This is a genomic window from Pseudomonas sp. B22(2017) (assembly GCF_002113105.1).
GTDB lineage: Bacteria > Pseudomonadota > Gammaproteobacteria > Pseudomonadales > Pseudomonadaceae > Aquipseudomonas > Aquipseudomonas asiatica.
This window is the reverse complement of sequence record NZ_NEJN01000001.1, coordinates 390,204-409,435: the sequence shown is the minus strand read 5'-3', so window position 1 is coordinate 409,435 and position 19,232 is coordinate 390,204. Positions and strand designations below refer to the sequence as shown.

The following is a 19,232-nucleotide window of genomic DNA, read 5'->3' as shown; positions in this document are numbered from 1 at the left end:
TCCAGTCAAGGTAACCAAGGCGGGGCCATGAGCCCCGTCAGCTTATCCATCAGCAGCGATGAGCTGCTCGAAACGCTCCGCCAGAAACGCTCTGAGCACCTGCACGGCAGGTGTGAGCGAGGTTCGATGAGCGCACACCAGTTGCAACGGCGCAGGTTGGCCGTAACCCCAAGGAAACAACTCGACCAGCCGCCCAGCGCGTATGTCCGCCAGAACGTCCAGCCTGGATTTGTAAACGATCCCCAATCCTTCAACGCCCCAGCGCCGAACGACATCGGCGTCATCGCTCAAGCGGTCGCCTGTAACCTGGACGGTCTTGATTCCACCGGGCAAATGGAAACTCCATCGCTCGTAAGTCTGCTCGCCCATCACATAGCGCAGGCAATTATGCCTGCCCAGGTCTTCCAGAGCGTCTGGCGCCCCATGTCGTGCCAAGTATCGAGGTGAGGCGCAGACCGTTCTGCGATTCCCTGGGGCGAGCATCAGTGAAACGAGGCTGGAGTCTGCCAGTTGCCCATACCTGATACTCGCATCCAGTTGCTGGCCGACAAGGTCGGCCACCTGATCGCTGACCCGCAGTTGCAGCGTCACCTTGGGGTTCAACCGCTGGAAATCGTCGAGCCAGGGCAGCAGCAGATTCCTGCCAATATCCGAAGGGATGGACAGGCGAAGTGTACCCGCGATCTCATCTCGCCCTTCGGTCAGCGCCACCTCACCGGCGTCCAGTGCGTCCAAGGCCTGACGGGCATGGGGCAGATATCGCTCGCCATCATCCGAGAGCCGCAAACGCCTCGTGGAGCGCACGAACAACCTGGCACCCAGGCTGCTTTCCAGTCGCTGGACAGCCCCGCTGGCCAAGGCCGGTGAAATATCCAACAACCTGGCCGCTGCCGAGAAGCTGCCGGCAAAGGCTGTTGTGACGAAGACCTGAAGATCATCAAACCGAACTGTTTTCTTCACTGTGGCGAATTCTTGACCTGGCGCGTGGGCCAAAGCGTAGCGATATTGCGCAGCCATTCCCAGCCTGAGCCTACAACCTTCGTGATGAGCCGCCAGCCCTCTGCACAGGCAGAGGGGCCGGCGACGCACATCCCACGGGATCAGGAATTGAAGCCCAACCCTGAGGAAAGGTCGGAGTCTGCAGGCTTGCGCTCGGCCTGTGTAGACGCTTTACCACCCACCTTGTCGAACGACTCTTCGACCGACGCCTTCACCTCGCGGCCCTTGGCCTTGAGTGTGTCGGTCAAACGATCACTGCTGGCGCCCATCAGCTGGTCTTCCTTGCGGGTAGTGGGTAATGCGGCCCCCAATGCCGCACCCAGTGCTATGCCCAAAGCGGCCAATACCAGAGGTTGCTCCTGCAGCAGGTGATCGAACTGGCCCTTCAGTGCCGTGGCCTGATCTGCGGCCTTGTGTGCCGAATGGCGCAGGGTATCCGCGGAAGCCCCCACGGAGTCGCGGGCGCCGCTGCCAAAGTCGCTGGCCCGATCGCGCATGTCATGGGCTTTCATGCGCACCTTCTGGCTGGCGTCGTGCACTGCCTCCCCCGCCTGCGCGAAAGCGCCCTTCACCGTGTCCACCGCGTCGCCGAGTTTTTCGCCCAACCCAGGCCCATGGTGCGCAGGCCCGGGGTTGAAGGGGCGGTTCTGGTTCAGGCCCAGCCAGGCCAGGCCCAATACCGTCAGGGTTGCGGGTACGGGGTTGTTCTTGAGGGTGGTGCCAAGGTTCTCGAAGAACTCGCCGCCATTGCCCTTGGCATAGGCCAGGACCCGGTCGACCATCTGGCCCGGGCTCAGGCGCTGTTCGAGGGCGTCCACCAGATCGCTGATGTGCTCGCGCTTGGCGTTGATTTCCTGCTCGAGCAAGTCAGGGTCTTTGTGCGCTTCATGTTCGAAGGAAGTGGTCATGGCAGTTTCCTCTTCAGCGTGTCCTTGTCCTGCTGCATGGCATGCAAGGTACGGTCAGGGGCCAGGTGCGTGGGTTCGAACCGTTTCTTGCCCGACTGCAACATGATGAACCCGATTACCAAGGTGACCGCGCCCACGATCAGGGCTGCCAGCCAGGGTTCGAGCACCATCGCCAAGGCGTAGACTGCCGCCAGCAACAGGATGACGAAGCCCGCCAGCATCACGATCGCACCCGCTGCCACCGCAGCCGTGCCGGCTTTGAGGGTGGCGAGGTTCTGCTGCAGCTCTGCCTTGGCCAGCGCCAGCTCCTTGGTGAACAGGTCCGGTACTTCCCGCATCAGCTGGCGCAACAAACCGCCAACACCGACGGCGTCGTCTTCCGCCGTGTGCAAGCTCGGGGTGGTATGCAAGGGTTCTTTGTTCATCATTCACCTCCTTTGAGAGGATCGCGTTCGAACGGGCTGCCACTGACCGGCGTGCCTGCACCAGGGCCGACTGGGTCGACTGGGGTGAAAGGTTCACGGGTGGATACGTCGCTACCACGATCAGGCACTGGCTGCGCGGGGCGGGACTGTTGCCAATCACCGGACGACGCAGGGGTGGTGGACTCATGGCTGGTGCTGGCTCGCATGAAACGCGATACGGCAAACCCGATCGCGACGCTACCGGCCAGGAATAGCGCCGGGTTGCTCCTGGCCAACTGAGCACCACGCTGCAGCAGGCTTTCGGCACTTTCATGGCGTACCTGTTCGGCGAACTCACCCACGCACTCTGCTGCCTGGTTCAGGTACTGCGACAGCCCGAGACTGTCCTTGCCTTGCAGCGCAGCTGCCGCCGAACGCGCACCTTCCTCGAGCGAATCAAGCTGATCGGCTGCGTTATCGCGGTAGTGTTCGAACTGCTCGCTGCCTTTGTGCCTGGCCTCGCCAAGCAGCGCACCGGCGTCATCGATCAAGGCATGTTCCTGGGTGCTACCGGGTGGAGACGTCGAGCTTTGATTAGTCTTGTCCATCGTTTCGCCCTCGAAGCTGATTGTTGGGTGGATGCCGTCTTTACTGGGGCATTCATTCGAGGGACGCAGGTGGGGCGGCAGGAGTTCAGCGTTTGTGATCTATGACACTTGTCTGGAGACCCAAAGAAAATGGCGCAATCAAACCTGGTTATTGGTACCGGAGCAAAGGCTTTGAAGGTGGCGGTAATCAGCGTCGACAACGATTGGAGTACCGCGTTGTCTCGGGGTGCAGCCGCGCCGCTCACGCCAGCTGGATGAAGACCGCGTAAATACCGAGAATCATCCAGAAGACCAGGAATATCCAAGGCGTACGCAGCGAAAATAACAACGACTTGCGGTGCCCGGCCAGGGAGGTTTCCGCCTCGCTGAACAGTGGCGATTCGTCATATGCCAGGCCCATCAATGGCTCGCTGCGCAGAAGGTGGCTCTGTTTCAATTGCCAGTGCTCGATGATCTTGTAGGCCGCGCGAATGCCCGGCCAGGCATTGAGTGAACTCAACACGCCCAGCAATGCGAGAAACGGGGGAACCACCAGCGTGAACATCTCGCCCCAGCTCTGGTTGAGGTTACTCATTGACGACACGAAGGCGATCACCAGAAACGACTGGGCAGCTAGATAGGCGTCAGTGCGGTTGGCAAGGATGCTGGTCTCGTACTGGATTTCACGGCGGTAGAAATCCAGGCGTTCCTTTGGCGAGCCGAACATGCGGGCGTTCCGCTCGCTGATCTCGTGTTCAGGGGTGCCTGGAGTGATGATTTGCGGCACGTACTGGCTCCTGAAAGTGAGAGTGATGGTGCCTCGAAACTTGGGAAGCGAACCCATGAGCGCAAGCCTGCCTGAAGACTTCAGGCAGGCCTTGCGCACAACAAGCTTCAGGTATTGCCGGTACCGCTATTGGAAAACTTCTTCACATCAATGGTCGGTGCGACGAACTCCGGCCCGTCGCCCGATACCCGCCAGCGCACATTGCCGATGCCGTAGCGCTCAGCCATTGGCCGGCTGACCTTCTTGATCTTGTGCTGGCCGAACCGTGGAATGATACCCACGCCGGCATCGCAACTTGCCCAGTGCCAGGCTTCGGCGTTGTCCATACGCTCGAGCCGGATGATGAAGGTGCGAAATTCCCCATGAAGCTCGTACTCGATCACATACAACTGCTGTCCAGCCATTGCACTCTCCTTCACCAATTCAGACTAATGGAGCGAGCGACGTGTAAAAAGATTCATTAATTTTGACTGATTGGTCATCGCTCTTTTCCATCGCCATGCTTCCATCACTTCCTCAGCGCAAATGCCGCTCCAAAGCCAGTGCATTGGCTATCGCAGCGCCGGAGGCGGTGTTGTCGAAAATGCACCAGGTGGGCACTCCGGCGGCAAGGCTGTGCTGCAAGCGTTCAGCCAGACGCTGCAGATATTCGTCGGGATACTCGCTGTGGTAGATCCTCGGTTCGCCATGCAGGCGCCAGTAGACCAGCCCCGGCCAACCTCCCGGTTGCGCATCGGTAACGAAGCGCGACGGGCTCGCGGCAACCTGGGCGATGCGCAAATCGACCAGCATCGGTTGCGCCGATTGCCAGCTGGCGTGCCTGGGCTCCAGCGCTACCGGCCCGTCATACCGTTGCCGCAGGCTTTCGAAGAAACGTCGCGCATGCTGGGGGTCATGGCCAAGCGATGGCGGCAGTTGTACCAGCAGGCAACCCAGGCGGTCGCTCAACTGACCGCATTGAGCAAGAAACCTGTCCAGCGCGTCCTCGCACCCGCAGAGCCGCTGCTCATGGCTGATGGCCTTGGGCACCTTCACCGCAAAGCAGAAATGCTCAGGTACGGACGCAGCCCAACGGGCATAGGTTTCGGGGCGATGGGGCCGGTAGAAGGAACTGTTGATTTCCACTGCATTGAAGCGGGTGGCGTAGCGTTGCAGGTGGCTGCCGGGCTGCGCAAATGCCTCCGCGTAACGGCTCGACAGGCTCCAGCCAGCGCAACCGAGATAAATCATCAGCTACCTGCCGGTTCGCCACGCAACGCCTCGCCCTCACCCGCGACGCGTCGGGCATATCCCACACCCCACAGCAACGCACGCCTCATGGTTTCCCCCGCGCGTTGGTCGTAGATCCGTTCGCACAGCACCGAACCGTCGGTGCGATAGACACCAATGAACAACTGCGTGGCGCCTGTGCGTGACAAGCGCGTCTGCACTTCCAGGCAAGTGCCGGTTCCGAGCGTTTCCTCATGGGTTTGATGGTGCAGGATCGGGTCGCACCACTTTCTATAGGTTTCACCTCTTCTTTTCATCTGCCAGCCCTCACCTTTTCATGGTTGCTGATAATGCCCCGGCGACGTGCCTGGCTCATGGTCGTGCTCCAGACGTTGCACCTGCACGTCAGTGAAAGATGACGCTTCGTTGCGGTGCAGGCCTTGGAGGTAATCGCGCGCTGCTTCGCGGCTCAGGTCCTCCTGGTCACTGCGCAATTCGCAGGTGCCGGGTTGGTTGTCGAGGATGTAGCTGATCAGGTACAGGTACTGGGCCATCGCTGTAACTCCTGCTGGCTGAATGAAATCGGGCGACTCAGCTCGATTGATCCTGGCTTGAGTGCAGCCGTTCAGCAGCGACGACGACCGGCTCAGGTCATCGTGCAGACGGCCAGGCAGGTTCTCGGTTCGGTATTGCCGGGCAAGAAATGAGAGGTGGGCGGCACTGGCAGCACCCAGCCCCGCCGGCACCCGGCCAACTACACTCAGTCGACACACGTCTGTGCAGAGACAGCAATCATGCCTACGCAAACCGCAATCGTGTTCGCTGGCGGCGGCAGTCTGGGTGCGGTCCAGGTGGGGATGCTGCGGGCCCTGGTCGAAGCCGAAGTCCAGTTCGACATGGTGGTTGGCGCCTCGGTAGGCGCCATCAACGGTGCCTACTTTGCAGCAAGGCCCAACGCTCAGGGTGTCGAGACTCTCGCCGAATTCTGGCGAGGCCTGAGCAGAACCGACATCTTTCCGTTGTCCTGGCTCGATACCTGCCGAGGCCTGCTCAAACGGCGTGGTTTCCTGCTGCAACCAGCGGCCTTGCACCGATTGCTTGGCAAGGCGCTGCCGATCCATCGCATCGAGGATGCGAAACTGCCCCTGCATATCGTCACCACCGACCTGCTCAGTGGTGCCGAGACAGTGCTGTGCAATGGCGAACTCGAGCAGGCGCTACTGGCCAGCGCCGCGATACCGCTGGTGTTCCCTTGCGTGCAGATCGGCGGCCAGTTCCTGGTGGATGGCGGTGTGGCAAGCAACACGCCTATTTCGACTGCCGTAGCGCTGGGCGCCAGCAATGTCGTGGTAATTCCCACCGGGCTCAGCTGCGCCTTGACTCAACCGCCCCGCGGCCTTGTCGCCTTGGCCCTGCACACTGTCAACCTGATGAGCATGCGCCAGCTTGTGAGTGACATCGAACACTTCCGCACGCTCACCAGCCTGCATATCGTTCCGCCCTTGTGCCCGGTCGATGTCTCGGTATTCAACTTCGACCAGACCGAGTCGTTGCTGGAGCGGGCCTATGAGCAGACGCTTCGGTGGCTGGACCACGGCGGGCTCGAACGGACCAAGGTGCCGGGTGCCCTGACCGTTCACTCGCATGCCCATGAGCATTGAATGCTGTGGACAGTTCGGGGCCTTACGCATCTGCCCGGCGAAACACCAATACCCTTGAAACAGTGGTTTGGCATACGGCATCGTCCTGATTGAGCGTGATGCTCTCAAGGACAGCGAAGCCCCGGTCAGGTTTCGACTTCGACGCGGCAAGCTCCCTTATGGTTGTGGTCACTCGCAACAGGTCACCTGGTCGCACGGCCCTTGGCCAGCTGATTTCGCTGCCGGCGCCGATGAGCCCTCCAGCCACTGGAACACTCTCTACCAACAACCGCATCGTGACTGCGCAGGTATGCCAGCCGCTAGCAGCCAGCCCAGCAAAAAAGGTTTCTTGTGCAGCATCGGGGTCCGTATGGAATGGCTGGGGGTCGAACTCCGAGGCGAAACTCAGGATCCGCTCCTGGGTCATTTCATACGAGCCGCTCATGAAGGACTCACCTACTTGCAAGTCCTCGAAAAAGAGCCTTTCAGGTGCAGAAGCCATGAGTTACCTCCTGGGTATACAGGCAGCGGCGGCAAAGCGAAACGTCTGGAACTGGCGCCAGTTTAGCCCTTCCCTACCTGCCTCCAGAAGACACGTTGTCCTAGTGGCGTGAGGCGCAACACATGAACCTTTGATTTAGCAGGGTCCAGTAGGAGCAGCCTTGTGCTGCGAAGAGGCCGGTATAGGCAACAGATATGCAATGCCAGTACGGGCCTCTTCGCAGCACAAGGCTGCTCCTACAAAGAACGCGTCAAGCGAGCGATATTTGTTTTCTGCGTGATAGCGCATCCCAAAGGGCTAAGCTATCTCCCACATGAACTGTGTATGCCTTCAGAGCTTACAAACAGCCAACATGCTCGCAGCATCGCTGCACTCGAACTTGCCGGGTGCTTCGACCGCGATGTGCCTTACCACCAAGTCGTCGACCAGCATGGCATAGCGTTGCGAGCGCCGGCCCATGCCGCGCGCCGAGAGGTCCTGGATCAGGCCCAGCGCCTCGCTGAATTCACCGTTGCCATCGCCGATCATCATGACCTCATCGCCCACCTGCAGGCTTACACCCCAGGCATTCATGACGAACGCATCATTGACCGAAACACAGAGAATTTCGGCAACCCCGGTAGCGAACAGGTCCTTGGCCGCGGCCACGTAGCCCGGTACATGCCGCTGCGAACAGGTAGGCGTGAAGGCACCAGGCAAGCCGAAGATAACCACTTTTTTCTGCTTGCAGCGCTCGTGCAGGGAAAACGCGTTCGGGCCGATTGCACAGCCGCCCTCGCCGTTGCTGTACTGGTAAAGCGTTACGTCGGGCAGTGTATCGCCGGTCTTGATCATCGTTTTCTCCGTGGGGCGGTAAATGGCCAGGCATGATGCAGCATCCACCAAGGTGCGTACATACAGCGGCCTGCTCTGGAAAGCTGGATGTCAGCTACCACGACGCGCCTCAAGCCACTGGAACAACCCCATGCCAACCAGCATCGCAGCGACGAACAGCCAGGCCTGCCAGTACCCTGCAGGCAGCAGCACCAGGGCCGGCCCCGGGCAGATGCCCGCAAGCCCCCAGCCAATGCCGAATACCAGGCTGCCGCCGATAAGGCGGCGGTCCACATCACGTCGGCCAGGCAATTGCATCGCTCCACCCAGCAGGGCCGTTGGATGACCGCTCGCCCAGCGCATCGGTATCCATGCTGCGGCAATCGCCCCGATCATCACCAGCGCCAGCGAAGGGTCCCATTGCCCTGCGATGTCGAGAAAACCGAGCACCTTGGCGGGGTCGGCCATGCCTGCCAGCAACAACCCCACGCCGAACAGCAGCCCGGCGATGAAACCACTGAACACCGGCATTTCAGGCCCCTTGTACGAGATGGCGGACCACATACACCGTGGCAAAACCGGTAGCCATGAAGCACAGCGTTGCCACCGCCGAACGGGGTGACAGGCGCGACAGGCCACAGACGCCGTGGCCGCTGGTACAACCGCTGCCGTAGCGCGTCCCCAGCCCTACCAGAAGGCCCGCCGCGATGAGTGTCCAGGAAGCCGTGGTGAAACGGGCTGACGGCAGCGTGGCAAATATCCCCCAAAGCAACGGGGCTGCCAGCAGCCCCAAAAGAAAGGCAAGCTTTTCTCTGCGCCCTTCCCCGCCTCGCTGCAGCATCGAACCGAGCAAACCACTGATTCCTGCAATACGGCCATTCACCACCGCGAACAGCCCAGCCCCCAGCCCGATCAACACACCACCAGCCAGCGCGGACCATGGTGTAAAGGCCAGCCAATCAATTGCCATCGTATTTCTCCCGGAACAGGAACAAGAGAACAATTAACGGTTCAGTAAGAAAGTTGAAGAATACCACGCCCCCTATGCCGACAATTTCAATGAGATTAGCCAGCCTATTAAAAGTGCATGAAGCTGCACTTGTTTGATGCAGGTCAAATTCGCGACCAGATGGCCGCCTAGACTGCAATCATCCAGGCATACCAAGGCCTTGAGGCACGTCGTATATATCCATAAAAGTGGAGTTCGCCATGCAAACGCAATTGAAGTTGGTTCTTGCTGTTGTTCTGGCCGGTAGTGCATTCATGGCGCATGCCGAAGACAAAAATCAGGCTGGCGACGCCTCCACCAGCGCCCCAGCCGCCAGTACAACTTCCGAGTCGCCCATGCACAAGGCGATGAGCGAGCAAATGCACAAGATGCAGGTTGCTCATGACAAAGCCGCAGCCGCGAAGACCCCTGCCGAGCGCCAGGCCGCCATGCGCGAGGGCATGAAGACAATGAAGGAGAGCATGGCCATGCTGCACCAGCAACATGCTGCGGGCTGCATGGGTTCGGGCATGGGAATGTCGGGAGCCAAGGGTGGCATGGGTATGGGCGACGGAATGATGGACATGATGATGAAGATGATGGATCAGCAGTCGTCGATGATGGATATGCCCATGAAGCAGTAACCAGTACTTGCTGTTGTTTCAGCACTGATCGCACTGCGGTCGATGACGTGGTCGAAGCACGCCATCGATCTCGGCCACTATCTGCCGCGTTGCATCCTCGATGGCCCCTTCATTACGGCACAATACCCAGCCGTGTTCCGCAACCGCACGCTCGAACGCCTCGGTACAGGCAACCTGCTCGACCAGGCTATGGATCACCGTACTGCCCAGCCCGCGCGTCCTTGCCGCGGCTCTTGCCCACGAAGTATCGGGGGCCGTGACAACGCCGACATGCAAATCGGGCACCTGTACATTTCGCTCGAGGTTCAGGCGCAGAATCTCGTCGAACGCCACGCTGCGGCGAAATGCGGCATCAGACGGGTACCAGCGATCGATCAGGATGATGCTGCCCGCTGGCTGCCTGGGCAGCACGTCTCGGGAAATCCAGGCACGGCTTTCGGCGAAGCGCTCGCATACCCTCAACTCCAGGTCCCGGGAGGGGTTTCTGACCAGTTGATTGACAAGGGCCATGGTTTCCCCCCGGTAGGGGTCGCTTTTTTTCTCGCAAAGCCGGATCACTTTCTTGTTGTCAGCCCGCAAGGCCTTGGTAACCGCCTCCAGAAGCGTGGTCTTGCCAGTGCCCTTGGGCCCATCGATGGAAACAAACAGCGGGCGGGTCATTTTTAATTACCAGTCGAATCTGAAGATGCAGCGCAGGCCTGGGTGCGACAGTATTCATCACAAGCCAGTGGAGCCATGCAGCTAGCCTGAATCAACCCAGCTGGGCCTGAAGAAACAGCGAAAAAAGCTCCGACTGCGATTTGATACCCAACTTGCTGTACATATGCTTGCGGTGCACTTTCACTGTCTCCACCGAGATTTCAAGCTTGCGCGCAATTTCTTTGCTGGAACACCCGCTGAGCATCAGCCGGCCCACCTCCAGCTCACGCCCGGTCAGCGGCGACTCCATCTGCTCGACCCTGTCCTCCATGCGGCTTTGCCAGTGCGGCGCAGGCTTGGTGGCCTCTTCCAGCAACTCCCGCTCGAACGTCATCCGCTGGCGCATCAGCGCAGTGACCCACGGCCGCAACAGTTCCAGCAGGGTGACCTGTTCGATGCTGAACCGGCGCTTGCTACCCAACGACAGGCACAGCGTGCGCTGCGCATCCAGCTGCACGTTGAACTGAATTTCATCGGCAACCACGTTAAGCCGGAAATAGCGCTGGTAGTAGTCCGTCTGCTCGAAACACTCAGGGGCCACATCCGCCAGGCGCACCAGGCCGGACACCGCAGCCTCTCGGCTGGCCACGTAGAAAGGGTCCAGCAGGTACAAGCCCTTCAGGTAATCCTGAAACAGCGGGTCAGGGTTGCCGTCTGCACTGGGGCACTCGGCGAACACCTGCGAGCGCCCTGCGGAAAACAGCAGCGCAACCCAGCTGTCGCAGGCAACGTACTCGTTCAGCAACCGCACCAAGGCTGTCCAGAAGTGGTCCTTGTCGAGGGTTTCGATCAATTGGCCTACCGATCGGTGCCAGGCGATGTCGTGCAGCGTAAAATTCATCCTCTACCCCTGTTGGGTTACCACGTGGGCGTAATACCCCCCGCCATGATGACCACCCCATAATCCGGGCTAGCTTACGCTGAGCGAACCTGTACCGGGATCGTTTTTTACACCCCATGTCGCCACGGCGTGGCGGTCGAAGCTGTTAGTCGAGGATTGGAAATGAAGGTAGAGCTTGTCCAACTGGCCGGTCGCGATGGCGATACCGCGTACAACCTGCAGCGCACCATCGAGGCGATCGGCAACTGCGGCGCCGATACCGATCTGCTGGTCTTTCCGGAAACCCAGCTGATGGGCTTCCCAACCGAAGAAAACATCGGCCGCATCGCCGAGCCACTGGATGGCCCGAGCATCACGGCAGTCCAACAGGCAGCACAAGCGCAGAATGTTGCCGTGGTCGTCGGGATGGCCGAAGCCGCAAACGACGGCCGTTTCTACAACACCACTGTGCTGGTCACGCCTGAAGGCGTAGCGCTCACCTACCGCAAGACCCACCTTTGGGCATCGGACTGCGGGGTTTTCACCCCAGGCGACCGTTTTGCGACAGCCCTGTTCAAAGGCATCCGTGTCGGCCTGCTGATCTGCTTTGACATCGAATTCCCCGAAACCGCCCGTGCCCTGGGGCAGCTGGGAGCAGAACTGATCATCGTCACCAACGGCAACATGGACCCGTACGGGCCCACCCACAGAACCGCCATCACCGCGCGCGCCATGGAAAACCAGGCCTTTGCAGTCATGGTCAACCGCGTGGGCGATGGTGATGGCGGCCTGGTCTTCGCTGGCGGCAGTGCCGTCGTCGACCCGTACGGCCAGTTGCTGTGCGAAGCCGGCCGTGGCGAGTGCCGCATGACCGTCGAGCTGGCCATGGAGCAACTGCAGCGGTCACGGCGCGACTACAGCTACATTGCCCAGCGCCGCATCCATCTGCCGGGTGAACAGGTCGAGCACGCCAACGGCCTTCGCGAACTGACCATCCCCTCCTGAAAATTCCACCCTTCCAGGCTCTATTACTGGAATGCAAGGCCGCCAGGGACGGCAGCGTGTTCGACTCTGAATAACAATCACAAGCTGGAGCAAGCAGTAATGGCCACACTCAAGCGAACGCTTTCGCTGGGCTCGGTGGTGCTTTTCGGCATCGCCTACATGACCCCCATCATCGTCCTGGGCACATTCGGTATCCTGGCCGAGACCACGGGAGGGAGGGTACCTGCAGCCTACCTCGCTGCAGCCATCGCCATGCTCTTTACCGCCTTGAGCTACGGCCACATGGCGCGCGCCTTCCCGGTCGCCGGGTCCGCCTATACCTACGTGCGCAAATCGATCAGCCCGCAGCTGGGCTTCATCACCGGTTGGGCGGTGTTGCTCGACTACCTGTTCCTGCCCATGGCGATCTGGCTCATTGGCGCGGCCTATCTGCACTCGGCGTTCCCGGGCGTGCCACAAGCCATTTGGGTGTTGGCATTCATCGGCATCACCACAACGATCAATGTGATCGGCCTGCGGCTGGCCAAGACCGTCAATGGCCTGTTGATGTTCATCCAGCTGCTGGTGCTGGCGGCGTTCGTCGTGCTCGCGGTGCACTATGTCTGGGGCGACCCGACGGTACCGCTGTGGACGCTAGAGCCGTTCTACAAGGAAGGTACCCAGTTGCCGCTGATCATGAGCGGTGCGGCGATTGCCTGCTATTCATTCCTGGGCTTCGACGCAGTCAGTACCCTGACTGAAGAAACCAGAGAACCACGCAAGAACATCCCGAAAGCCATCCTGCTGATCACCCTGATTGGCGGCGCGCTGTTCATCGCCTGCAGCTACTTCGTCCAGCTCGCTCACCCGTCCACCGACTTTGCCAACGCCGACGCGGCGGCTTATGAAATAGCCCAGAACATCGGTGGCGACATCTTCGTCAGCATCTTCCTGCTGGGCCTGATCGTCGGCCAGTTCACTTCTGGCCTGTCGGCGCAGGCCAGCGCCTCCCGGCTGCTGTATGCGATGGGGCGTGACGGAGTGCTGCCCAGGTCATTCTTTGGAAGGTTGAGCGAACGCTTCAGCACGCCGGTGCCCAGCATCATCCTGTGCGGGGTGGTCGCCCTGCTTGCCTTGCGCATGGACGTGACGACCTCCACCTCGTTCATCAACTTCGGTGCATTTCTCGCCTTCAGCCTGGTCAACCTGGCGGTGATCTTCCACTACTGGGTCGCCATGCAGCAGCGTGGTGCGAACGCGCTACTGATGTACCTCGCATTCCCCCTGGTGGGCTTCGCCTCCACGTTGTGGCTGATGGCAAGCCTGGATCACCTGGCGATCTACCTGGGGGCAGGCTGGCTCTGCCTCGGCGTGCTCTACCTGACGGTGATTACCCGTGGTTTCAAGCGCAAGCCCCCGGAGATGCACTTCGAGGAAGCCTGAGCTGTCCACTCAGGTCGATACGGCGCTTTGAGCGATGCTCTGGATGGCACCGGCGGCGCCGGTGTTTGCGGTGGCGGATTCTGAGGCAGGGCGGATCGGCGCCAGCCTTGAGGTGGCGCCGATCCTGTCAGGCCTTACACGGCCAGCGCGCGCTCACGCAGCTCGCTGTTGAGGATGCGGTCGTTCTCGCTGTAATCGACCGGGCAGTCGATCACGTGCACGCCCGGGGTCTTGATGCAGTGCTCCAGCAGCGGCAGCAGGCCTTCGGCGCTTTCCACGCGGTGGCCGTTGGCACCGTAGGCTTCGGCGTACTTGACGAAGTCCGGGTTGCCATAGTCCAGGCCGAAATCGGTGAAGCCCATGTTGGCCTGCTTCCAGCGGATCATGCCGTAGCCGTCGTCACGCAGGATCACCACGGTGATGTGCATGCCCAGGCGTACCGCAGTTTCCAGCTCCTGGCTGTTCATCATGAAGCCGCCGTCGCCACAAACCGAGATTACCGGGCGGTCCGGGTGCACCAGGTGCGCGGCCATGGCCGATGGCAGGCCCGCGCCCATGGTCGCCAGGGCGTTGTCCAGCAGTACGGTGTTCGGCTTGTGCGCCTTGTAGTTGCGGGCGAACCAGATCTTGTAGATGCCGTTGTCCAGGGCAACGATGCCTTCGGACGGCAGCACGCGACGGATGTCGGCGACCATGCGCTGCGGGTAGACCGGGAAGCGGTTGTCGTCGGCACCTTCGGCGATCTGTGCTTCGTTGGCTTCACGGATCGCCATCAGGCGGGTGAAGTCCCAGTGCGACGTGTCGTTCAGCGCTTCGCTGATCTGCCATACGGCGTTGGCGATGTCGCCGATCACTTCCACCTGCGGGAAGTACACGGCATCGACCTCGGCGGAGCGGAAGTTGATGTGGATGACTTCGGTGCCGCCACGGACCATGAAGAACGGCGGCTTCTCGATCACGTCGTGGCCGATGTTGACGATCAGGTCGGCGGCTTCGACGGCGCGGTGCACGAAGTCACCCGACGACAGCGCGGCGTTGCCCAGGAAGCGTGGATGGCGCTCGTCGACCACACCTTTGCCCATCTGGGTGGTGATGAACGGGATACCGGTCTTGTCGATCAGCTGCTTGAGGACCTTGGCGGTCATCTTGCGGTTGGCGCCGGCGCCGATCACCAGGATCGGGTTGCGGGCGTTCAGCAGCTTTTGTACGGCTGCGTCGATCGCCACGTGCTCGGCCAACGGGCGGCGGTGCAGGCTTGGCGGGATCGGCAGTGCGTCGGTCTGCTCGGCGGCGATGTCTTCCGGCAGCTCCAGGTGCACGGCACCCGGCTTTTCTTCTTCAGCCAGGCGGAAGGCTTCACGCATGCGTGAAGGGATGTTGTCGGCGGAAGCGAACTGGTGGGTGTACTTGGTGATGGGGTCCATCATGCCGCACACGTCGATGATCTGGAAACGGCCCTGCTTGGACTTCTTGATCGGCTTCTGGCCGGTGATCATCATCATCGGCATGCCGCCCAGGTAGGCGTAGGCGCTGGCGGTGACCAGGTTGGTGGCGCCAGGGCCGAGGGTCGACAGGCTGACGCCGGTCTTGCCGGTCAGGCGACCATAGGTGGCAGCCATGAAACCTGCGGACTGCTCGTGACGGGTAAGTACCAGCTTGATCTTCGACTTGCGCAGGGATTCGAGCAGGTCGAGGTTTTCCTCACCAGGAATGCCGAACACATACTCGACACCTTCGTTTTCCAGGCATTGCACAACGACATCGGCGGCCTTGGCCATTTGGGGTACTACCTCAAAATCTTTGTGGGATTGCAGATTTATTAAGCTGCGTGACTGAGATGTTGCAGGATGTCTCAGTGGCGCGCATCGTAGGCCCTCTGGTTAATAATAATAAATATATTGTTATGATGCTTGGCATCACAGTTTGTTATGAACGGTAACCCCCCTCAATGAACCTCAAGGCATTGCGCTGCTGCGTCGAGATCGTGCGCCAAGGCAGCTTCACCAAAGCCGCGCAGCACCTGCATATCGCCCAGCCGGCACTTAGCATGGCCGTTACCCGCCTGGAAGAAGAACTGGGCGTCACCCTGTTCAACCGCACCACGCGCAAAGTCATCCTTACAGCCGAGGGCGAACGCTTCCTGCCACGTATCGCAGCGGCCCTGCGCGAAATGGATGTGGCGCGGCAAGAACTGCGTGACATGGCCGACCTGAAGCGCGGCGAAGTGCGCCTGGGAATCCCGCCGATGTTCGGCCTGCACTATGTACCCGGCCTGATGAACGCCTTCCGCCAGCTGTACCCGGGTATTGCCATGACCGTGTTCGAAGGCAGTGCCGAGGACATTGGTCATCGCCTGGAACAACGGGAGATCGACCTGGCGCTGCTGGAGTCCCGGCGCGTGCCGCCCGACAAGGAATCGATCCTCTTGGGCAGCGATGAGATGCTGGCGTGCATGCACCCTGACCATCCCTATGCTGGCAAGGCCTTCCTCACAGCCGAGGACCTGCGCAATACCGACATGGTGGTGTTCGACCGCACCTTCGTGCAGCGCCACCTGCTGGATGCGTTCTTCGCCGAACATGGCATCACGTACCAGGTAGCGCTGCAGAGCAACTTCGTATCGCTGGTGGTACAAGCCGCGCTGGACAACATGGGCGTGGCGACCCTGCTGCGCTCGGTGCAACAGCGCACACCGGGCATCGTCGGCATACCGTTCCAGCCAGCGCAGCAGATGAGCTTCCGCTTGTGCTGGCGCTCGGGGGAATACCTGTCGCTGGCCAGCAAGCGCTTCATCGATTTTGCCGCGCAGACCCATTACCTGGAACGTTGATTCCACCCTGCTCGACGTCACTATCGCGAGTTGACTATGATCCCACCTTGAACGTTTCAGCATGTTTCACAAGGATCCAGATGTCAGTTCAGGAATTACCCCCTCTCTCTAGCAAAAGTACCGTCGCGAAGATGGAAGCTGCCATGGCACTGGGCAGCTTTGCCATTGGCACCGGCGAGTTCGCCATCATGGGGCTGATGCCCGATATCGCCAGCAATCTGCAATTGAGCGAGCCCCAGGTGGGCCATGCCATCAGCGCCTATGCGCTGGGGGTGATGGTTGGCGCCCCGACACTGGCGATCATCGGTGCCAGGCTGTTGCGCAAGCACATGCTGCTGTTGTTGATGGCGCTGTATGCCCTTGGCAACCTGGCTACCGCCTTCGCCCCCTCGTTCGGTGGCCTGGTCGCCTTCCGCTTCATCAGCGGCCTGCCCCACGGTGCCTACTTCGGCATCGCGGCGGTAGTGGCATCGAGCATGGTGGCCAAGGACCAGCGGGCGGGGGCCGTGGCCCGGGTGATGATGGGGTTGACCGTGGCCATGTTGCTCGGCAACCCGGTTGCCACCTTGCTGGGCCAGTACTTCGGCTGGCGCTCGGCGTTCGTGCTGGTCGGCGTGATCGCCCTGTGCACCATCGCCCTGGTTTGGCGCTTCGTGCCCCAGCGCCACGATGAAGTGCGCAGCGACCCGCGCAAGGAACTGCAAGCCTTCACCCTGCCGCAAGTGTGGATGGCGCTGGGCATCGCCTCGATCGGCTTTGCCGGCATGTTCTGTGTGTTCAGCTACCTGGCGCCGACCATGTTGCAGGTGACCCAGGTGTCGCCGCAGTGGATTCCATTCGGCCTGGCGGCATTCGGCGTCGGCGGCATCGTCGGCAACATCGCCGGTGGCAAGCTGTTCGACCGCCTGCAGTTCCGCGCCGTCGGGCTGGTGCTGGTGTGGTCGATTGCCGTGCTGCTGTTCTTCAGCTTTGCCGCACAGGCGCTGTGGAGCCTGCTGCTGGGCATTGGCCTGGTCGGCACCATGATTGCCCTGGCGGCGCCGTTGCAGATCCGCCTGATGGACATTGCCCATGAAGCGCCAAGCCTGGCGGCGGCGTCCAACCATGCGGCGTTCAACCTGGCCAATGCGCTGGGGCCGTGGCTGGGTGGCATGGCGATTACCGCAGGTATGGGCTGGACCAGCACCGGGTACATTGGCGCGGCTACGGCGCTGGTCGGGCTGGGGATCTACCTGGTGGCACGGCGGATGAAGGGTGGGCACTAAGGTTGAGGCCTGACAGATAGCGTGAACGGGGCTGCCATGCAGCCCATCGCCGGCAAGCCAGCTCCCACAGAGACCGCACAATGCCTGAAATTTGTGCGGTCCCGGCGGCACCGCTTAAGAAGCCGGATGGGGCAGAAACCCAGATCTTCCAGTTCTCGCTGGGACAGACCTTCTGATGCCTGACTCCGTGTAGGAGCAGCCTTGTGCTGCGAAGAGGCCAGCACGGCCGACGGAAATGTAGAGGCATGATTGGCCTCTTCGCAGCACAAGGCTGCTCCTACAGAGACCGCACCGAGCTGGCGTTGAGCATTACCCGCTTTTACCCCTTTGACAGTGACCTTGCTTAAGCTGCCCAGGACTCGTACCCCCGCCTAGCAGGACATGCCCATGCCACCCTTCACACCATGCTTCCCCACTTCACTGCGCCCCGACGAAGTCCCGGTCGCGCTACTCGACCTGGTCCAGGAGCGCCTGGCCGGGCAGCTTAGCCCTCGCTTCACCGTGGTACTGGGCGCCGTCGGTACCGGCTTCATCGAGCGCCTGCTGCGCATGGCCACCCAGCTCAAGGCGATGCACGACTCGGCCACGTTCAGCAGCATGGGCAGCGACGACCCGCGCCGCCCACTGGTGTGGATCGGCGAGCTGGCCAGCCCCAGGGAAATGATTACAATGCATGCCCCAACCTGAAATATGTTTTTCCCATGAAATCACTGCTTTACGCCGTATCCTTACTGTTTTCCTTCACCCTCCCTGCCCTGGCCAGCCCGCCGGCGACCTTCACCGAGGCCAAGGTGGTGGCCAAGCAGAAGGTGTACATGGACCAGGCCAGCAGTGCCATGGGCGACCTGTACTGCGGTTGCAAATGGGCCTGGGTGGGCAAGTCTGGCGGGCGTATCGATGCCGCCTCGTGCGGCTACCAGACCCGCAAGCAGCAGAACCGCGCCGAACGCACCGAATGGGAACACATCGTGCCGGCCTACACCTTCGGCAACCAGCGCCAGTGCTGGAAGAATGGCGGCCGCGAACATTGCGTGGATGACGACCCGGTGTTCCGCGCCATGGAGGCCGATCTGTTCAACCTGTACCCGGCAGTGGGCGAGGTAAACGGTGATCGCAGCAATTTCAACTACGGCATGGTTGCTGGCAATGCAGGGCAATACGGGCAGTGCACCACCAAGGTGGACTTCGTGCAGCGTGCTGCCGAACCACGCGACGAAGTGAAAGGCCTGGTCGCCCGCACCACCTTCTACATGTACGACCGTTACAAGCTGAGCATGTCGCGCCAACAGCAGCAGTTGCTGATGGCCTGGGACAAACAGCACCCGGTGTCGGCCTGGGAGAAAGAGCGTGACCGGCGCATTGCCGCGATCATGGGGCATGCCAACCCCTTCGTGACCGGGGAACGCAAATGGACCGCCAACTACAAGCCAGTCGGCAGTGGCGTGGTGCAAGCGGTGCCGGCGAAGGCTGCCAAGCCAGAGGCAAAGCCGAGCCTGGCCAGTGCCGGGTCGGTGGGGGCGGTGCTTGGCAACCGCAACAGCCATGTCTATCACCTTTCCGTCGGCTGCCCAGGCTATACCCAGGTTACCGCGAAGAACCAGGTCACCTTCGCCACAGAGGGTGAGGCGCAGGCGGCGGGTTATCGCAAGGCGGGCAACTGCCGCTGATCGCCTTCCTCGGGGCCTGCGCGGCCCCCTTGCAATCGAGCGG

24 protein-coding genes are annotated in these 19,232 nt (G+C 61.0%); 8 read left to right on the top strand and 16 right to left on the bottom strand.

Annotation, left to right across the window (positions count from 1 at the left end; all coding sequences use genetic code 11):
- Positions 1-42 precede the first annotated feature (42 nt).
- From CAG18_RS02160 to CAG18_RS02120, 9 genes are all read right to left on the bottom strand, one after another.
- Positions 43-1,017, bottom strand: a complete 975-nt coding sequence (locus CAG18_RS02160; protein ID WP_085720120.1) for a LysR family transcriptional regulator — start codon at positions 1,015-1,017, stop codon at positions 43-45.
- Positions 1,018-1,100: 83 nt separating this feature from the next.
- Positions 1,101-1,907 carry a DUF3618 domain-containing protein gene (locus CAG18_RS02155; protein ID WP_015270279.1) on the bottom strand — a complete coding sequence of 269 codons (807 nt, stop codon included), beginning with the start codon at positions 1,905-1,907 and terminating at the stop codon, positions 1,101-1,103.
- Positions 1,904-2,332, bottom strand: coding sequence for a phage holin family protein (locus CAG18_RS02150; protein ID WP_003258743.1), 429 nt, complete (start codon positions 2,330-2,332; stop codon positions 1,904-1,906). Before CAG18_RS02150 ends, CAG18_RS02155 begins: the two co-directional genes overlap by 4 nt.
- Positions 2,332-2,919: a hypothetical protein gene (locus tag CAG18_RS02145; protein WP_043935605.1), complete on the bottom strand. Its 588-nt coding sequence runs from the start codon at positions 2,917-2,919 to the stop codon at positions 2,332-2,334. The genes CAG18_RS02150 and CAG18_RS02145 overlap by 1 nt, the downstream gene beginning before the upstream one ends.
- Positions 2,920-3,160: 241 nt before the next feature.
- On the bottom strand, positions 3,161-3,685 hold the full coding sequence (locus tag CAG18_RS02140; RefSeq protein WP_015270276.1) for a hypothetical protein: 525 nt from the start codon (positions 3,683-3,685) through the stop codon (positions 3,161-3,163).
- Between the two features lie 107 nt (positions 3,686-3,792).
- Complete coding sequence (locus CAG18_RS02135; RefSeq protein ID WP_015270275.1) at positions 3,793-4,089, bottom strand: DUF6555 family protein; 297 nt, start codon at positions 4,087-4,089, stop codon at positions 3,793-3,795.
- A gap of 112 nt (positions 4,090-4,201) precedes the next feature.
- On the bottom strand, positions 4,202-4,915 hold the full coding sequence (locus CAG18_RS02130) for a DUF72 domain-containing protein (RefSeq protein WP_085720118.1): 714 nt from the start codon (positions 4,913-4,915) through the stop codon (positions 4,202-4,204).
- The gene (locus CAG18_RS02125; RefSeq protein WP_013972584.1) at positions 4,915-5,211 is read right to left on the bottom strand and encodes a hypothetical protein; all 297 of its coding nucleotides are present in this window, start codon (positions 5,209-5,211) and stop codon (positions 4,915-4,917) included. Before CAG18_RS02125 ends, CAG18_RS02130 begins: the two co-directional genes overlap by 1 nt.
- Before the next feature lie 18 nt (positions 5,212-5,229).
- Positions 5,230-5,448 carry a hypothetical protein gene (locus tag CAG18_RS02120; protein ID WP_013972583.1) on the bottom strand — a complete coding sequence of 73 codons (219 nt, stop codon included), beginning with the start codon at positions 5,446-5,448 and terminating at the stop codon, positions 5,230-5,232.
- 240 nt (positions 5,449-5,688) lie between these two features.
- On the opposite strand from CAG18_RS02120, the gene CAG18_RS02115 reads away from it, so the two are divergent.
- On the top strand, positions 5,689-6,555 hold the full coding sequence (locus CAG18_RS02115; RefSeq protein ID WP_015270273.1) for a patatin-like phospholipase family protein: 867 nt from the start codon (positions 5,689-5,691) through the stop codon (positions 6,553-6,555).
- Between the two features lie 22 nt (positions 6,556-6,577).
- Here CAG18_RS02115 and CAG18_RS02110 read toward each other — a convergent pair whose 3' ends face one another.
- From CAG18_RS02110 to CAG18_RS02095, 4 genes are all read right to left on the bottom strand, one after another.
- Positions 6,578-7,036: a MaoC family dehydratase gene (locus CAG18_RS02110; protein WP_039613420.1), complete on the bottom strand. Its 459-nt coding sequence runs from the start codon at positions 7,034-7,036 to the stop codon at positions 6,578-6,580.
- Positions 7,037-7,366: 330 nt separating this feature from the next.
- Positions 7,367-7,870 (bottom strand): peroxiredoxin, encoded by a 504-nt coding sequence (locus tag CAG18_RS02105; protein WP_054571946.1) that lies wholly within the window; start codon positions 7,868-7,870, stop codon positions 7,367-7,369.
- A 90-nt stretch (positions 7,871-7,960) separates the two neighbouring features.
- Positions 7,961-8,380, bottom strand: a complete 420-nt coding sequence (locus CAG18_RS02100; protein WP_024087109.1) for a DUF6691 family protein — start codon at positions 8,378-8,380, stop codon at positions 7,961-7,963.
- A 1-nt stretch (position 8,381) separates the two neighbouring features.
- The gene (locus tag CAG18_RS02095) at positions 8,382-8,819 is read right to left on the bottom strand and encodes a YeeE/YedE family protein (RefSeq protein ID WP_003258763.1); all 438 of its coding nucleotides are present in this window, start codon (positions 8,817-8,819) and stop codon (positions 8,382-8,384) included.
- Positions 8,820-9,058: 239 nt separating this feature from the next.
- Here CAG18_RS02095 and CAG18_RS02090 point away from each other — a divergent pair, with 239 nt between their 5' ends.
- Positions 9,059-9,481 carry a hypothetical protein gene (locus CAG18_RS02090; protein ID WP_054571947.1) on the top strand — a complete coding sequence of 141 codons (423 nt, stop codon included), beginning with the start codon at positions 9,059-9,061 and terminating at the stop codon, positions 9,479-9,481.
- An 18-nt stretch (positions 9,482-9,499) separates the two neighbouring features.
- On the opposite strand, the gene CAG18_RS02085 is transcribed toward CAG18_RS02090, so the two are convergent.
- Together CAG18_RS02085 and CAG18_RS02080 are read right to left on the bottom strand one after the other, a co-directional pair.
- Positions 9,500-10,141 (bottom strand): dTMP kinase, encoded by a 642-nt coding sequence (locus CAG18_RS02085; RefSeq protein WP_054571948.1) that lies wholly within the window; start codon positions 10,139-10,141, stop codon positions 9,500-9,502.
- A 91-nt stretch (positions 10,142-10,232) separates the two neighbouring features.
- On the bottom strand, positions 10,233-11,021 hold the full coding sequence (locus tag CAG18_RS02080; RefSeq protein WP_085720116.1) for a LuxR C-terminal-related transcriptional regulator: 789 nt from the start codon (positions 11,019-11,021) through the stop codon (positions 10,233-10,235).
- 162 nt (positions 11,022-11,183) lie between these two features.
- Here CAG18_RS02080 and CAG18_RS02075 point away from each other — a divergent pair, with 162 nt between their 5' ends.
- Together CAG18_RS02075 and CAG18_RS02070 are read left to right on the top strand one after the other, a co-directional pair.
- A complete protein-coding gene (locus CAG18_RS02075; protein ID WP_085720114.1) occupies positions 11,184-12,005 on the top strand; it encodes a carbon-nitrogen hydrolase family protein in 822 nt (273 codons plus the stop codon).
- 99 nt (positions 12,006-12,104) lie between these two features.
- Positions 12,105-13,427 (top strand): APC family permease, encoded by a 1,323-nt coding sequence (locus CAG18_RS02070; protein WP_054571951.1) that lies wholly within the window; start codon positions 12,105-12,107, stop codon positions 13,425-13,427.
- 134 nt (positions 13,428-13,561) lie between these two features.
- Here CAG18_RS02070 and CAG18_RS02065 read toward each other — a convergent pair whose 3' ends face one another.
- On the bottom strand, positions 13,562-15,205 hold the full coding sequence (locus CAG18_RS02065; protein ID WP_013972567.1) for an acetolactate synthase large subunit: 1,644 nt from the start codon (positions 15,203-15,205) through the stop codon (positions 13,562-13,564).
- A gap of 170 nt (positions 15,206-15,375) precedes the next feature.
- Between CAG18_RS02065 and CAG18_RS02060 the strand changes: the two genes are divergently transcribed.
- The 4 genes from CAG18_RS02060 to CAG18_RS02045 all read left to right on the top strand — a co-directional run bounded on the left by CAG18_RS02060 (position 15,376) and on the right by CAG18_RS02045 (position 19,189).
- Positions 15,376-16,257, top strand: a complete 882-nt coding sequence (locus tag CAG18_RS02060) for a LysR family transcriptional regulator (RefSeq protein ID WP_085720112.1) — start codon at positions 15,376-15,378, stop codon at positions 16,255-16,257.
- Between the two features lie 80 nt (positions 16,258-16,337).
- A complete protein-coding gene (locus CAG18_RS02055) occupies positions 16,338-17,522 on the top strand; it encodes an MFS transporter (protein WP_043935602.1) in 1,185 nt (394 codons plus the stop codon).
- Between the two features lie 387 nt (positions 17,523-17,909).
- Entirely contained in the window at positions 17,910-18,209 is a 300-nt protein-coding gene (locus tag CAG18_RS02050; RefSeq protein ID WP_015270263.1) for a hypothetical protein, read from the top strand.
- Positions 18,210-18,223: 14 nt separating this feature from the next.
- Positions 18,224-19,189 carry an endonuclease gene (locus CAG18_RS02045; RefSeq protein WP_015270262.1) on the top strand — a complete coding sequence of 322 codons (966 nt, stop codon included), beginning with the start codon at positions 18,224-18,226 and terminating at the stop codon, positions 19,187-19,189.
- Positions 19,190-19,232: the final 43 nt, after the last annotated feature.